A 13,545-nucleotide genomic window follows, 5' to 3' on the forward strand; every position below is an offset into this window, starting at 1 on the left:
GATATCGGCCCTTCCCGAGTGAACCGACGAGAGGAATTCCTCAGATGGCGATCGAACGCACCTTTTCGATGATCAAGCCCGACGCCACCAAGCGCAACCTGACCGGCCAGATCGTGGCGCGTTTCGAGGCCGCCGGCCTGCGCGTCGTCGCCTCCAAGCGTCTGTGGCTGTCGCGCCGTCAGGCCGAGGCCTTCTACGCCGTCCACAAGGAGCGTCCGTTCTTCGGCGAGCTGACCGAGTTCATGTCCTCCGGCCCGATCGTCGCCCAGGTGCTCGAGGGCGAGAACGCCGTCCTCAAGAACCGCGAAGTGATGGGCGCCACCAACCCGGCCAACGCCGCCGAGGGCACCATCCGCAAGGACTTCGCCCTGTCGATCGGCGAGAACTCGGTGCACGGCTCCGACGCTCCCGAGACCGCCGCCGAAGAGATCGCCTTCTTCTTCTCCGGCCTCGAGATCGTCGGCTGATCGCACGCCGACCGCATCTCCGACCTCTTCGACGGCCCGGGCGTCTCGACGACGTCCGGGCCTTCTCATATCCAGCCGATGAAGTTTCGACTTTTTCGAAACTTCATCGGCGAAAGCTAGTCCGAACGGGCGTCGGCCGGTCGGGCCGTGATGCCCACGAAATTCGGACGAGCCCGAATTTCGCGAGCCCGGTATCACTTCGGTCGAGCCGGCCGGTCCCGGTCGGGGAGACGGCGCAGTTCGCCGAGGATCCAACGGGCGAAGCGCCGCCGGGCATAGTGGTGATCGGGGCGACCGCGGGAATCGAGAGCCGTCCACGACGGGCGGACGAAGCCGTCCGGGCCGAGGGCGGCCGCAGCGCTGTCGAGGTGGGGAATCGCCCGGGCGCGGCACCACGCGGCGACGCGAGCGTCGAAGGCGAGGGCGAGGTCGGTGCGCTCGCGACGTGTCGCGGCGATCGAGGCGCGGCTGACGCCGACCTCGTCGCCGTCGGCGGTGTAGACGTCGACGGTCGGCATGCAGGCGCCGAGCACCACGAGGTCGTGGTCGGCGGCCACCTGTTCCAGGAAGCTCAGGTAGCGACCGACGGAACGGTTCAGTACCGTTTCGAGATTCTGCCGGTTCTTCTCCACCACCAGCCAGATCGCGACCGCGGTATCGACCTCGCCCAGGCCGACGATCACCCGATCATAGGGGCCTCGGGCCAAGGCGGCGTCGAACCGCCGACGCGCGCCGCTCACGGATTCGGTGTTGTGAAGTCCGAGCGCCGTACCGCCGGGTGCGAAGGTGACGTCGAAGCGGGTGCGTGGCATGCCGATCAGGAACAGCCAGTGTTCGAAGGCTCGAACGTGGCTGTCGCCGAGAACGAGAATTCGCCTGCGCGCATGCCGATCGGCGAAGGTCCGCAGGCCGACGAAGCTGCTGCGCAACAGTTGAGCGACGAGGCGTCGACCCGCCCGTCCGATCTCGATCGGCGTCCACATTCTCTCGCGACGTCTCCCGATCCCATCTCTTCCGGTGGCGCGATTCCGGGTCGACGACATTTCGGTCTCTTCGAAACATCGTCGGCGTCGGCGAGCCCGAACGGGCGTCGGCCGGTCGGGCCGCGACGCTCATGTGGTTCGGACGGGTCCGACCGTCGTGTCCTCGCGAGGACCTGACCACGCGACGGGCCGCCTTGTCCAGCGCGGGCGGGATGCGGGCGATGATGGAAATAAAAAAGCAAGGCGCCTTCCGGTGCCTTGCTTTCAGACAGTTACGCGTCCGACCCCTGACCTCGTACCCTCGCTCCCGATAGCGGTGGTTCGAGTGGCTGCTCCGTCGACCCTTGCGGACCGATGCGGGCGCCCGGGGTTTTCCTCCCGAGACTTAGACCGCGATATCGGGGGGCTTGCGGTGCACCGTTCCGGTCTTCACCTGCCCTCTTCTGATGGCGGGGACCATAACCGAACTAAATCGGTTTGTCACGACCCGTCACCGGTCCTCGCCACTTTTTCGCCACATCCCTCGAATGGCGGAAATCAGGGCGTTTCTAGTCTTTCTGCGATGGGTTCGCATCTCGACAGAACTGAAATTCGACTTCTCCGGGCGTCGACGACGCGCTCGACCGTCACCGCGAGCGCGGCACGCGGAAGGCCTGGCCGGCGAGTCGAAACGGACGGCCGTTCGCCGTCGGCGAGCTGCCCGGTGCTCCGCCCGCGGGCGGCATCGCGTTCGTCGGTTCGGTGGATGGCCGGTCGGGATCGCGGCGCCGGCCTTGTCTTTTCGTACTCGCTCGTTCACCAGTGACGCCGGCGATCTTCTTTTCGCCGGGATTCTCGTGCTCCGGTGACCCCGTTGCCCGGGCGAGCGATTCCGGCTTTCCCGACGAGGTCCGTGCCCATGCGTCTCAGCCGCTTCTTCCTGCCGATCCTGAAAGAGACCCCCAAGGAGGCGGAGATCGTCTCCCACCGGCTGATGCTGCGCGCCGGCATGATCCGTCAGCAGGCGGCCGGCATCTATTCCTGGCTGCCGATGGGGCTGCGTGTCCTCGACAAGATCGGCCGCATCGTCCGTGAGGAGCAGAACCGCGCCGGCGCGCTCGAGATCCTGATGCCGACCATCCAGTCGGCCGAGCTGTGGAAGGAGAGCGGGCGCTACGAGGACTACGGCAAGGAGATGCTGCGCATCGAGGACCGGCTCGAGCGCGAGATGCTCTTCGGCCCGACGGCGGAGGAGGTGGTCACCGACATCTTCCGCGGCTACGTGCGCTCCTACAAGGATCTGCCGCTCAACCTCTACAACATCCAATGGAAGTTCCGCGACGAGCGGCGTCCGCGCTTCGGCGTGATGCGCGGTCGCGAGTTCCTGATGAAGGACGCCTATTCCTTCGACGTCGATCAGGACCGGGCGCGCGAAGCCTATTACCGCATGTTCGTCGCCTACCTGCGCACCTATTCGCGGATGGGTCTGACCGCCATCCCGATGCGCGCCGACTCGGGCCCGATCGGCGGCGACATGAGCCACGAGTTCATCATCCTGGCGTCGACCGGCGAGAGCCAGGTGTTCTGCCACAAGGATGTCCTCGATCTGCCGATCCCCGCCGCGGACACCGACTTCCGCGGCGACCTGAAGCCGATCGTCGATCGCTGGACGTCGTTCTACGCCGCCACCGAAGAGAAGCACGACGAGGCCGCCTTCGCCGCGGTTCCCGCCGAAAGCCGAGTCTCGGCGCGGGGCATCGAGGTCGGCCACATCTTCTATTTCGGCACCAAGTATTCCGAGCCGATGGGCGCCAAGGTCGCCGGTCCGGACGGCGTCGAGCGCCCGGTCCACATGGGGTCCTATGGCGTCGGCGTGTCGCGTCTGGCCGGCGCGATCATCGAGGCGAGCCACGACGACGCCGGCATCATCTGGCCGGAGTCGGTCGCGCCCTTCCAGGTCGGCCTGATCAACATGAAGCCCGGCGACGCGGCGGTCGACGGCGCCTGCGAGCGGCTCTACGCCGAGCTCTCCGCCGCCGGGGTCGACGTGCTTCTCGACGACACCGACACCCGCGCCGGCGCCAAGTTCGCGACCATGGATCTGATCGGTCTGCCCTGGCAGCTGATCGTCGGTCCGAAGTCGCTCGCCGAGGGCAAGGTCGAGCTGAAGCGCCGCCGCACCGGCGAACGCGAACTGCTCACCATCGAGGCGGCGCTCGCCCGCCTGACGGCCAAGTGACGAGGAGACGCATCCCCCGATGAGCGCGGCGACGGACGCACGAGAACCCTCCGGCACACGGCCCTTCGCGGGCTTCGAGTGGATGCTGGCGTGGCGCTATCTGCGCTCGCGTCGCCGCGAGACGTTCATCTCGATCATCGCCGGCTTCTCCTTCCTCGGCATCATGCTCGGGGTGGCGACGCTGATCGTCGTCATGGCGGTGATGAACGGCTTCCGTACCGAGCTGGTCGGCAAGATCCTCGGCCTCAACGGCCACATGCTGGTGCAGGCCACCGCCTCGCAGTTCACCGACTACACCGAGGTCGCCGAGCGTCTCGGCAAGGTCAAGGGCGTGAAGTTCGCCATGCCCTTCATCGAGGGGCAGGCGCTCGCCTCCGGTCCGGCCGGGGCGTCGGGCGCCCTGGTGCGCGGCCTCGAGCGCGCCGACCTCGACAAGATCTCTCTGGTCTCGTCGAACGTGAAGCTCGGCAGCCTCGACGACTACGCCACCGGCAAGGGCGTCGCCATCGGCTCGCGTCTCGCCCAGAACCTCGGCGTCGGCGTCGGCGATCCGGTGACCATCGTATCCCCGCGCGGCAACGTCACGCCGATGGGGGTGACGCCGCGGGTCAAGGCCTTCCCGGTGGTGGCGATCTTCTCCGTCGGCATGTCGGAATACGACGCCAGCTTCGTCTTCATGCCGTTCACGGAAGCGCAGAGCTACTTCAACCTCGACGGCAAGGCGAGCGCGGTCGAGGTCTACGTCGACGACCCCGACAAGGTCGGCGAGCTGCGCGCGCCGATCGAGGCGGCGGCGAACCGCTCCGTCTACGTGACCGACTGGCGCCAGCGCAACGTCACCTTCTTCTCCGCCCTCGAGGTGGAGCGCAACGTGATGTTCCTCATCCTCATGCTGATCGTGCTCGTCGCGGCGCTCAACATCGTCTCCGGCATGACCATGCTGGTGAAGGACAAGGCGCGCGACGTGGCGATCCTGAGGACGATGGGCGCGACGCGCGGGACGATCCTGCGGGTGTTCTTCATCACCGGCGCGGCGATCGGCACCGCCGGCACCTTCGCCGGTCTGCTGCTCGGCCTCTTCATCTGCCAGAACATCGAGGAGGTGCGGCAGGCGCTCTCCTGGCTGCTCAACACCCAGCTGATGCCGCCGGAGGTGTTCTTCCTGTCGCGGATGAAGGCCGACATCCAATCGGGCGAGACGACCGCGACGGTGGTCTTCGCCCTCACCCTGTCGCTACTGGCCACGCTCTATCCGGCCTGGAAGGCGGCCAAGCTCGATCCGGTCGAAGCGCTGAGGTACGAATGATGGCGGCAGTCGACCTCGACGACATGAAGGCGGCGCGGGGCGCGACGGACGAGCCGGTGCTGCGGCTCACCCGCGTCGAACGCCGCTACAAGGAAGGCGATCGCTTCCTCGAAGTGCTGCGCTGCGCCGACCTCGCCATCCACGCCGGCGAGACGGTGGCGCTGATCGCCCCGTCGGGCGCCGGCAAGTCGACCCTCCTGCACGTGGCGGGCCTGCTCGAAAGGCCCGACGGCGGCGAGATCTGGCTCGGCGACGCCGCCACCGGCTCGCTCTCCGACGCCGAGCGGACGCGGCTGCGCCGCATGGAGATCGGCTTCGTCTACCAGTTCCACCATCTGCTGCCCGAGTTCACGGCGCTCGAGAACGTCATGCTGCCGCAGATGATCCGCGGCCTGACGCGCAAGGAGGCGGCGGTGCGGGCGCGCCAGCTCCTCTCCTACATGCGGCTCTCCGAACGCGAGGAACATCGCCCCTCGGAGATGTCCGGCGGCGAACAGCAGCGCGTCGCGATCGCTCGCGCGGTCGCCAACGTTCCGCGCCTCATCCTCGCCGACGAGCCGACCGGCAACCTTGACCCGAAGACCGCCCACTACGTCTTCGACGCGCTCCAGGCCCTGGTGAAGGCCTCCGGCCTCGCCGCGCTCATCGCCACTCACAACATGGACATCGCCGAGCGCATGGACCGCCGCATCACTCTCGAAGAGGGCAAGATCGTCGAGATGTGATCGAGGCCGCGTGTGTAGGCCGCACGATACAACTTCTTTTCGGTGAGCCGGTCTGTCATCATCCCTTCGAAGGCAACGGGGAGGGATGCCATGATACGCGTGGGACGCCGGTTTTCGAGCTTCGCCGGTCCGGCTGCCGCCGTGATCCTGTCGACGGCCGCAGCCACGGCCCAGCCGGCTCCGTCGGTGGCGCCGACGGCAGTTCTGCCGACCACCGTCGGCTGGGATCACGACGGGGAAGCCGATCTCTCGGGATTGGCCTGCGGTCCGGAACGGGGCGGTGAGCGCGGCTGCGTCATCGTCGACGACGAGCAGCGGCGCCTTCGGTTCGTGACCTTCGCGGACGGACGGTTCGAGCTCGGCCCGGAGATGGCCGTTCTCGACCGGGAAACGACCGATCCGGTCACCGGGGTGACGACGGTGAACAAGGAGGCCGATCTCGAGGCGGTGTCTCGTGACGGCGACGTCTACTGGGCTTTCGGATCGCACGGCACCAAGCGAAAGCCCACGGTCGGGCAGACGACGTGTCCGTTGCAGCCCGATCGGCGGCACATCTACCGCTTCGCCGTCGATCCGCAGACCGATCTGCCGAGCTTCGCCTTCGATCGAAAGGTCGCGGCTCCCGAGATCCGGCGGATCGATCGGCTGCCCGCGGTGCTCGCCCAGCTTCCCGAACTCACCTCCATCATCGATGCGCCGATCTGCGGAGACCACGGCGGGTTCACCATCGAAGGCGGTGCCGTCTCCGGTGGCCGGATGATGCTCGGCGTCCGCGCGCCCCTGTTCGGTGACGGGGCCGAGGCGTTGATCGTCGAGATCGACGCGGAGGGGCTCGCCGATGGGGTTCCCGTCGTGCCGATCGCTCATCACCTGGCGTTGGGCAAGGGTATGGGCGTGCGCGATCTCGCGGCGGTGAAGGGCGGACACCTGATCCTCGCCGGTCCCTCCGGGTCGGACGATCCGCCTGCGACTGCGAACCCGACGCCGAGGGAGAAGTCGACGATCTGGTTCTGGCCGACGGGCACGAAGAGTGCGACCCCGGTCGCCGTCCTCGAAGGGGTTCCCGGGGATGGTAAACCCGAGGCCCTGGCCGTCCTCGACGGTGACGACACGGGCTGGCGCGTGCTGGTGTTGTGCGACGGCGTCGTCGGGGGAGCTCCGGCGGAGTATCGCCTGTCGCGGCCGTGATCGCCCCTCAGAGCGTCAGGTCCCAGGTCTCGCCGACCAACGGCGGACCGAACATGGTGTGCGGCTCGGCGGCGACGAGACGGAAGCCGGCGCGCTCGTAGAGGCGTCGGGCCTCGGCGAGCACGTCGTTGGTCCACAGCGTCAGGGTGCGATAGCCGGCGTCGCGGACGAAGTGGATGCAGGCGTCGATCAGGCGCGTGCCGATGCCGCGTCCGCGCATCTCGCTCTCGACGTGGAGCAGGCGGAGCCTGGCCACCGCGTCGTCCTTGCGGGTGACGAAGACCGCACCGACGATGCGGCCGTCGATCTCGGCGACGAACGAGGCGTCGCGACGGGGATCGTAGTCGCGCAGGAAGGCGGCGCCGACTTCGCAGATCAGCGCTTCGAAGCGCTGGTCGAAACCGAAGTCTTCGGCGTAGAGCCGCGCCTGTCGGGCGAGGACGAAGGCGACATCGCCGGTGCGATGCGGACGGATGACCAGCGGCCCGACGGCAGCGGGATCGAGCAACCGCTCGACGTCGGCCATCGCCCCGACCAATCTCGTGACCGCTTCCGGGCTCAACTCTCCGAGCCCCGCCGCCACCCGCCGGCACTGTTCGGCCTCGAGCGGGGCGAAGACGGTGCGGCCGTGGTCGGTCAGCACGACGGCGCTGCGTCGCGCGTCGCCGGTATCGGCCTGCCGCTCGATCAGACCGGCGGTCGTGAAACGCTTCAGGGTGCGGCTCAGCTGGCCCGGATCGATGCCGAGATCCCGCGACAGATCGGCGGCGGCGATGCCGTCGCGATGCGCCAGTTCCCACAAGAGCCGCACCTCGCCGAGAGTGAAGGGGCTCGCCAGGAAGCCGCGGTCGAGCAGGTCGAGCCGGCGGGTGTAGAAGCGGTTGAAGGCGCGGACGCGTTCGACCGCCGCCTCGTTGGTCGCGGAATGACGGCCGTCGTCGGTCATCGAACCCTCCATGGATCAGGTTGACTCAGTCAATCAAATCCATGAAGGAGTCAATCATGAAGTCGATCCGAAGGGCCGATGCCTCACCATGCTCCGGTGTTCGGCATCGACGCCCACGGTTCGGCCGCAGCCAGCGCCTCGCCCTTCTGCAACAGCTCGATCGAGATCAGGTCGGGCGAGCGGACGAAGGCCATGCGGCCGTCGCGCGGCGGTCGGTTGATGGTGACGCCGGCGGCCATCAGGCGGGCGCAGGTGGCGTAGATGTCGTCGACCTCGTAGGCGAGGTGACCGAAGTTGCGGGCCGAGCCGTAGTCCTCCGGGTCCCAATTCCAGGTGAGCTCGACCATCGGCGCGTCGCGGCGGCCGTTCGCCATCGCCGCTTCCGCCGCGGCGCGGTCCTCGGGCGCGCACAGGAACACCAGGGTGAAGCGACCCTGCGGGCTCTCGTGGCGGCGGAACTCCTCGAGCCCGAGGTGAGTGCACCAGAACGCCAGACTCGCATCCAGATCCCGAACTCGCACCATCGTGTGCAGATATCGCATTCTCATCGCCCTCCGAGCCGGTATGATCGAGACCATGAATATCGTCCACGATCCGACCGAGGGAAGCCTCCTGCTCGCCGATCTGATCGGCGCCGCGCACCGGGTGGTGATCTTCACCGGCGCCGGCGTCTCGACCGAATCGGGCATTCCCGATTTCCGCGGTCCGAACGGTCTGTGGACCAAGATGGAGCCGATCTATTTCGACGAGTTCGTCTCCTCGGAATCGGCGCGGCTCGAGGACTGGCGACGGCGCTTCCGCTTCAAGCGCGAGGTGACGGCGGCCGAGCCGAACATCGCCCACAGGGCGATCGCCAAACTGGTCGCCGGCGGCAAGGTGCTCGCCGTCATCACCCAGAACATCGACGGTCTGCATCAGCGCGCCGGCGTGCCTTCCGAACACCTCGTCGAGATCCACGGCAACGCCACTCGCGCCGCCTGCCTCGAGTGCGAGGCGCATCACGAACTCGACGAGATCGAGGCCGAGATCGATCGCACCGGCCATCCGCCGATGTGCCGCGCCTGCGGCGGCCTGTTGAAGTCGGCGGTGATCTCCTTCGGCCAGGCGATGCCGGTGCGCGCCATGATGCGCGCCGAACACGCCACCCAGCGCGCCGACCTCTTCGTCGCGGTCGGATCCTCGCTCCAGGTCCAGCCGGCGGCGAGCCTGCCGGCGGCGGCCAAATATTCGGGCGCCAATCTGGTCATCGTCAACGGCGACGCGACCCCTCTCGACCCCATCGCCGATCACGTTCTGCGTGGCTCGATCGGTGAGGTGTTCTCTCTGGTGTGACGCGTTTTCGCGGCCTGCGTCGGGGATAATCGCGGCCCGAGGCGCAAAACCCGGTTTGCCAGCTTGGGGCCGATGCTATCTTTCCGTCAGGTGAATTCAACGTTCCGATTCGAGCGCTGCTCGTGGTCGTGACGGATGTGTCTCGGTGTTCCGTACATCGGTCGTCCGTAACGGCGCGCGAGAGGGCTCGGCAGCGGGGACGACGCACGCGAGACGACGGGGGGCAAGCGGCATGGGGGGGAAGTTCGAAACCGACGCCCGGGTCGTGAAAGAAACCGGCGAGGAGAGTGCGGTCGACGTGCTCGAAGTCGTCGGCACGATCAAGTGGTTCGACATCGCCAAGGGCTACGGCTTCATCATGCCGGAGAACGGCATGGCCGACGTGCTGCTCCATGTCACCTGCCTGCGTCGCGACGGTTATCAGACGGCCTACGAGGGCGCTCGCGTCGTCGTCGAGGTGCTCGATCGGCCGCGCGGCCTGCAGGCGCTGCGCATCCTCCACATGGACGAGACGACCGCCGTCCATCCCTCCCAGCTGCCGCCGTCGCGCACCCACGTCCAGGTCACGCCGACCAGCGGGCTGGAGCGGGCGACGGTGAAGTGGTTCAACCGCGTCAAGGGCTTCGGTTTCGTCACCCGTGGCGAGGGCACGGACGATATCTTCGTCCACATGGAGACGCTGCGGCGCTACGGTCTCGCCGAGCTGCGCCCCGGTCAGGTGGTCTGGGTGCGTTTCGGCGACGGGCCGAAAGGCCTGATGGCGGCCGAGATCCGTCCCGACGGCGTCCACCACGTTCCCTCCTCGCACTGAGCCGGCTCTCGCCGCGCGTCGCGCCGCCGTGATCTCGCCACGTCCTCGTGATCCATCGGTCGTGATCCAACGACGTCTCGCGAATTGCGAGGGAGTGATGCGCGTGATCGCCCACCGTTCGACCGGCTCTTCGTGCCTCTGCCGCCTCGTCCGCACCGCGACCGTCGCCGTGGTGGTCGCCTCCTCGGGCCTCCTCGGCGCAACGACGCCGACCCCGGCGGCGGCCGAGTCGGTGCTCGCGGCCGGCACGCTGGAGATCCGCACCGCCAAGGCGACCCACGGCTTCACCGTCGAGATCGCCGACACCGACGCCAAGCGTGAGGAGGGACTGATGTTCCGCACGCAGATGGCGCGGGACCACGGCATGCTCTTCGATTTCAAGCGTGAGCAGCCGGTGTATTTCTGGATGAAGAACACCTATCTGTCGCTCGACATGATCTTCGTGCGCGCCGACGGCACGATCCTGTCGATCGCCGAGAACACCACGCCGCTGTCGGAGGCGCTGGTGCCGGCCGGCGGGCCGGTGCGTTTCGTCTTCGAGGTGGTGGCGGGCACGACGAAGCGGCTCGGCATCGCCCCGGGCGACCGCGTCGTCCATCCGCGGATGCGCCGCGCCGACTGACGGCGGAGGGAGGGCGACTGCGCCTTTCCGATGACGGCGCCACGCTTGCCGGTGACGGCCGGGACGTGTATTCGGAGACCCGTGAGATCCGCTCCGGCGGCTCCGCCGCGAGAGGGGCGCGACGTCGCCCTTCGGTGGAGGTTCTCCGGATCGACGGCGGGGTATAGCGCAGCCTGGTAGCGCGGAAGTTTTGGGTACTTCAGGTCGTCAGTTCGAATCTGACTACCCCGACCAAATCGCCTGCGGCTCTCGCGCGCGGGACGTGGCACCGGAGGGGCGGATGGCGCCTTCTCCGACAGACGAGGACGACGGACGACATGGTGGCGCGCATCTCTCGACCGGCCAAGAACGTCATGCAGTCGGGTCAGGGCAAGTCGCAGCGTTGGCTGCTCGACTACGAGCCCGAGGCGCCGAAGACCGTCGACCCGCTGATGGGCTGGACGTCGACCGCCGACCCGAAGAGCCAGATCCGCCTGTGGTTCGCCTCGAAGGAAGAAGCGATCGCCTATGCCGAGCGCAAGGGGATCGCCTATCGGGTGGTGGAGCCCAAGGAGAAGGCGTCGAAGACGATGTCCTACTCCGACAACTTCAAGTACGGCCGCATCGGCACCTGGACCCACTGAGGTCCGCCGTTCGCCGCCGGCGAGTTCGGGAGGTCGGCGGTTCGGCCTCGTTGCGGCCGTCGCCACGCGCCGGCCTTCCCCGCGCGGCCCTCGCCGCGCCCGCGGCCCCGTAGCTCAGGGGATAGAGCGACAGCCTTCTAAGCTGTTGGTCGCACGTTCGAATCGTGCCGGGGTCGCCAATTAAATATTCAAAATCAATAAGATATCAATTCACCTGACGTCGCGGCGGACGTGTTGTGTGGGTGGGGTAACGTCACGGGTAACGGTGTCGCCGAGGGCTTCGCCTCGTGCTGCGTCCCTCTGAATCGCTCGTTCGGAGCGGCCCGTTGCTTTGGAAGTGGAGGAGGTGAAGCGGTCGGGTTGCTCGTCGCCAATTTGGCGACGAGCAACTGTGTACTGGTTGTTCGCACCCACCCTCGTCTCCGGGTGCATTTCCTCGTAGATCGTGACGTGCTCCCCTTTTTCCTGCCGGTCATAAGTTTGGTCCGGCGGTGATCTGGCCCTGATCGGGCCGGCTGGCGAACATCGACGGCGCGAGGCCGCCGAGGCTCGAATGGGGGCGGAGGGTGTTGTAGTCGACCCGCCAGTTCTCGATGATCCGTCTCGCCTCGGCAAGCGAGGAGAAGACATGCTCGTTCAGGCACTCGTCGCGGAGCCGGCCGTTGAAGCTCTCGACGAAGGCATTCTGGACCGGCTTGCCGGGCGCGATGTAGTGCCATTCGATCCGGGTCGCTTCGCTGAAGCGCAGGACGGCATGGCTGACGAGTTCGGTGCCGTTGTCGCTGACGATCATGAGGGGCTTCCCCCGCCGAGCCAACAGCGTCTCCAACTCGCGTACGACCCGCGTGCCCGACAGCGACGTGTCGACGACGCAGGCGAGACATTCCCGCGATAAGTCGTCGACCACATTCAACACCCGGAAGCGGCGGCCGTCGTCGAGGGCGTCCGAGACGAAGTCGAGCGACCAGCGCTGGTTCGGCCCTTGCGGGATCGTCGCCGGTGCTCGCGTGCCCAAGGCCCGTTTCCGCCCGCCTCGCTTGCGCACCATCAGCCGTTCCTCCTTGTAGAGCCGATAGACGCGCTTCAGGTTGACCGCCCGACCTTCCCGCCGCAGCAGGATCGCCAGACGCCGATAACCGAAGCGTCGCCGTTCGTTGGCCAACTCGCGCAGCCGGGTTCGCAGGGCGGCATCGTCGCTACCGCTCCGCTCGTACTGGAAGCTCGACCGGTCGACGCCGAGAAGCCTGCAGGCCCGTCGTTCCGACAGTCCGTGATCGGCGATCGCCCGCCGCACGGCATCGAACCGGGCTGCAGGCGTCATCAATTTTTTCCCAGGAGATCCTTCAGCACGGCGTTGTCGAGCATCTGCTCGGCCAACAGCTTCTTCAGGCGGCGGTTCTCTTCCTCGAGCGTGCGCAGACGTGCCGTCTCCGGAACCGTCATCCCGCCGAACTTGGCTTTCCACTTGTAGAGGGTGGTCTCGCTGATCCCGTGCTTCCGGCAGAGGTCCGACGGCTTCATGCCGGCCTCGTGCTCCCTCAACACGCCGATGATCTGCTCTTCGCTGAAACGGCTGCGCCGCATGGTCCTGCTCCTGATGAGGGACCAAACTTATCAGTGGCCGGAATGGCGGGGAGCACGTCAGGAGGGTTGAGGATATAACGGCCGAGAGTGCGCCGGCCGACACCGAGTCCGATCAGATCGGGGCGGGAAAGCGGAACCAAGGTTCGATTGGGGGCCATGTCTTGCCTCGTCGGTTGATGACGAGACAAAGAAGGCCAGTTGTCGGGTTCACCTGCTCGGATGCTAAATTCCCGAAAAATCGGGCAGCGATCGAACTCCGATCGTATGTGCCGCCATCGCGATAAGGTGGTCGGCCGTTGACCTCGGTTCATCTGCGGCCGCGACGAAGCCGGATATGAGTGCGCGCCTCTCCGCAAAGCCGGTGGCGGTCCTCATCTCGGGGGTGGGCTTGATTGCCGCCCCTATCGCTGTGGACATCGCGACGCGCCACCGCTTGGCGCTGATGTCGCTTTCCCACTCCCTGGCCTTCTGGCGCAGAGTAGCCGCGCGCCCCTCAATTGTTCCGGCGCGGGAGCCGCCTCGAGTGTTCGACGGGAGGCGCCCGTTTGCGCCGCCAAACGAGTCGATCGGCGGGCCGTAGGCCGCCAACATCCATCCGTCAGGAGCCGCAAGGCGCGCTCCTGGCCAAAGTTGGTCGATCTCGCTCTCTGTCAGTGGGCGGCCAACCTGCAGCGCTGCAATTTCGATCGATGCGCGACGTTCGCTCCAACCGTTCAGGATCATCGTCGCGTCAATCAAAG

General features: G+C 67.1%; 14 protein-coding genes and 2 tRNA genes. 11 read left to right on the top strand and 5 right to left on the bottom strand.

Annotated features, from left to right (window positions below; all coding sequences use genetic code 11):
• Positions 1-44 precede the first annotated feature (44 nt).
• Positions 45-467 carry a nucleoside-diphosphate kinase gene (gene ndk / locus V7Q42_RS00140; RefSeq protein ID WP_333821561.1) on the top strand — a complete coding sequence of 141 codons (423 nt, stop codon included), beginning with the start codon at positions 45-47 and terminating at the stop codon, positions 465-467.
• A 194-nt stretch (positions 468-661) separates the two neighbouring features.
• Here ndk and V7Q42_RS00145 read toward each other — a convergent pair whose 3' ends face one another.
• Positions 662-1,450, bottom strand: coding sequence for a hypothetical protein (locus V7Q42_RS00145; RefSeq protein WP_333821562.1), 789 nt, complete (start codon positions 1,448-1,450; stop codon positions 662-664).
• 898 nt (positions 1,451-2,348) lie between these two features.
• On the opposite strand from V7Q42_RS00145, the gene proS reads away from it, so the two are divergent.
• The 4 genes from proS (at position 2,349) to V7Q42_RS00165 (ending at position 6,887) form a co-directional block, all read left to right on the top strand.
• Positions 2,349-3,668 (top strand): proline--tRNA ligase, encoded by a 1,320-nt coding sequence (proS, locus tag V7Q42_RS00150; RefSeq protein ID WP_333821563.1) that lies wholly within the window; start codon positions 2,349-2,351, stop codon positions 3,666-3,668.
• A 19-nt stretch (positions 3,669-3,687) separates the two neighbouring features.
• On the top strand, positions 3,688-4,974 hold the full coding sequence (locus V7Q42_RS00155; protein ID WP_333821564.1) for a lipoprotein-releasing ABC transporter permease subunit: 1,287 nt from the start codon (positions 3,688-3,690) through the stop codon (positions 4,972-4,974).
• Positions 4,974-5,699, top strand: a complete 726-nt coding sequence (locus V7Q42_RS00160; RefSeq protein ID WP_442958149.1) for an ABC transporter ATP-binding protein — start codon at positions 4,974-4,976, stop codon at positions 5,697-5,699. The genes V7Q42_RS00155 and V7Q42_RS00160 overlap by 1 nt, the downstream gene beginning before the upstream one ends.
• A gap of 90 nt (positions 5,700-5,789) precedes the next feature.
• Positions 5,790-6,887 (top strand): DUF3616 domain-containing protein, encoded by a 1,098-nt coding sequence (locus V7Q42_RS00165; protein ID WP_333821565.1) that lies wholly within the window; start codon positions 5,790-5,792, stop codon positions 6,885-6,887.
• 7 nt (positions 6,888-6,894) lie between these two features.
• Here the strand turns inward: V7Q42_RS00165 and V7Q42_RS00170 are convergent, their stop codons facing one another.
• Together V7Q42_RS00170 and V7Q42_RS00175 are read right to left on the bottom strand one after the other, a co-directional pair.
• Positions 6,895-7,833 carry a bifunctional helix-turn-helix transcriptional regulator/GNAT family N-acetyltransferase gene (locus V7Q42_RS00170; RefSeq protein ID WP_333821566.1) on the bottom strand — a complete coding sequence of 313 codons (939 nt, stop codon included), beginning with the start codon at positions 7,831-7,833 and terminating at the stop codon, positions 6,895-6,897.
• Positions 7,834-7,916: 83 nt separating this feature from the next.
• Positions 7,917-8,375: a VOC family protein gene (locus V7Q42_RS00175; protein WP_333821567.1), complete on the bottom strand. Its 459-nt coding sequence runs from the start codon at positions 8,373-8,375 to the stop codon at positions 7,917-7,919.
• Between the two features lie 22 nt (positions 8,376-8,397).
• On the opposite strand from V7Q42_RS00175, the gene V7Q42_RS00180 reads away from it, so the two are divergent.
• From V7Q42_RS00180 to V7Q42_RS00205, 6 genes are all read left to right on the top strand, one after another.
• Positions 8,398-9,165 carry an SIR2 family NAD-dependent protein deacylase gene (locus V7Q42_RS00180; protein ID WP_333821568.1) on the top strand — a complete coding sequence of 256 codons (768 nt, stop codon included), beginning with the start codon at positions 8,398-8,400 and terminating at the stop codon, positions 9,163-9,165.
• Positions 9,166-9,397: 232 nt separating this feature from the next.
• Positions 9,398-9,976 (top strand): cold-shock protein, encoded by a 579-nt coding sequence (locus V7Q42_RS00185; RefSeq protein ID WP_333821569.1) that lies wholly within the window; start codon positions 9,398-9,400, stop codon positions 9,974-9,976.
• 97 nt (positions 9,977-10,073) lie between these two features.
• The gene (locus V7Q42_RS00190; RefSeq protein ID WP_333821570.1) at positions 10,074-10,598 is read left to right on the top strand and encodes a DUF192 domain-containing protein; all 525 of its coding nucleotides are present in this window, start codon (positions 10,074-10,076) and stop codon (positions 10,596-10,598) included.
• A 157-nt stretch (positions 10,599-10,755) separates the two neighbouring features.
• Positions 10,756-10,832 (top strand) — tRNA-Pro (locus V7Q42_RS00195).
• Between the two features lie 83 nt (positions 10,833-10,915).
• A complete protein-coding gene (locus V7Q42_RS00200) occupies positions 10,916-11,221 on the top strand; it encodes an ETC complex I subunit (RefSeq protein WP_333821571.1) in 306 nt (101 codons plus the stop codon).
• A 103-nt stretch (positions 11,222-11,324) separates the two neighbouring features.
• Positions 11,325-11,400: transfer RNA gene (locus V7Q42_RS00205), tRNA-Arg, on the top strand.
• Positions 11,401-11,693: 293 nt separating this feature from the next.
• On the opposite strand, the gene V7Q42_RS00210 is transcribed toward V7Q42_RS00205, so the two are convergent.
• Positions 11,694-12,805 (bottom strand): IS3 family transposase gene (locus V7Q42_RS00210; protein WP_442958150.1). Its coding sequence is split into 2 segments (ribosomal slippage): positions 11,694-12,556 and positions 12,556-12,805, totalling 1,113 coding nucleotides; the frame shifts between segments, so codons are not numbered across the junction.
• Between the two features lie 222 nt (positions 12,806-13,027).
• On the bottom strand, positions 13,028-13,528 hold the full coding sequence (locus V7Q42_RS00215; protein ID WP_333821573.1) for a hypothetical protein: 501 nt from the start codon (positions 13,526-13,528) through the stop codon (positions 13,028-13,030).
• Between the last annotated feature and the right edge of the window lie 17 nt (positions 13,529-13,545).

Origin of the sequence: Pinisolibacter sp. (assembly GCF_036782435.1) — a bacterium.
Classification (GTDB): domain Bacteria; phylum Pseudomonadota; class Alphaproteobacteria; order Rhizobiales; family Ancalomicrobiaceae; genus CALBKH01.

Bases quoted from the DNA above. Each gene is read 5' to 3' on its own strand.
- V7Q42_RS00165 (WP_333821565.1), top strand. From the start codon at position 5,790: ATGATACGCGTGGGACGCCGGTTTTCGAGCTTCGCCGGTCCGGCTGCC.
- ndk (WP_333821561.1), top strand. From the start codon at position 45: ATGGCGATCGAACGCACCTTTTCGATGATCAAGCCCGACGCCACCAAG.
- V7Q42_RS00145 (WP_333821562.1), bottom strand. From the start codon at position 1,450: ATGTGGACGCCGATCGAGATCGGACGGGCGGGTCGACGCCTCGTCGCT.
- V7Q42_RS00190 (WP_333821570.1), top strand. From the start codon at position 10,074: ATGCGCGTGATCGCCCACCGTTCGACCGGCTCTTCGTGCCTCTGCCGC.
- V7Q42_RS00200 (WP_333821571.1), top strand. From the start codon at position 10,916: ATGGTGGCGCGCATCTCTCGACCGGCCAAGAACGTCATGCAGTCGGGT.
- V7Q42_RS00185 (WP_333821569.1), top strand. From the start codon at position 9,398: ATGGGGGGGAAGTTCGAAACCGACGCCCGGGTCGTGAAAGAAACCGGC.
- V7Q42_RS00155 (WP_333821564.1), top strand. From the start codon at position 3,688: ATGAGCGCGGCGACGGACGCACGAGAACCCTCCGGCACACGGCCCTTC.
- V7Q42_RS00175 (WP_333821567.1), bottom strand. From the start codon at position 8,375: ATGCGATATCTGCACACGATGGTGCGAGTTCGGGATCTGGATGCGAGT.
- V7Q42_RS00170 (WP_333821566.1), bottom strand. From the start codon at position 7,833: ATGACCGACGACGGCCGTCATTCCGCGACCAACGAGGCGGCGGTCGAA.
- V7Q42_RS00215 (WP_333821573.1), bottom strand. From the start codon at position 13,528: ATGATCCTGAACGGTTGGAGCGAACGTCGCGCATCGATCGAAATTGCA.
- proS (WP_333821563.1), top strand. From the start codon at position 2,349: ATGCGTCTCAGCCGCTTCTTCCTGCCGATCCTGAAAGAGACCCCCAAG.
- V7Q42_RS00160 (WP_442958149.1), top strand. From the start codon at position 4,974: ATGGCGGCAGTCGACCTCGACGACATGAAGGCGGCGCGGGGCGCGACG.
- V7Q42_RS00180 (WP_333821568.1), top strand. From the start codon at position 8,398: ATGATCGAGACCATGAATATCGTCCACGATCCGACCGAGGGAAGCCTC.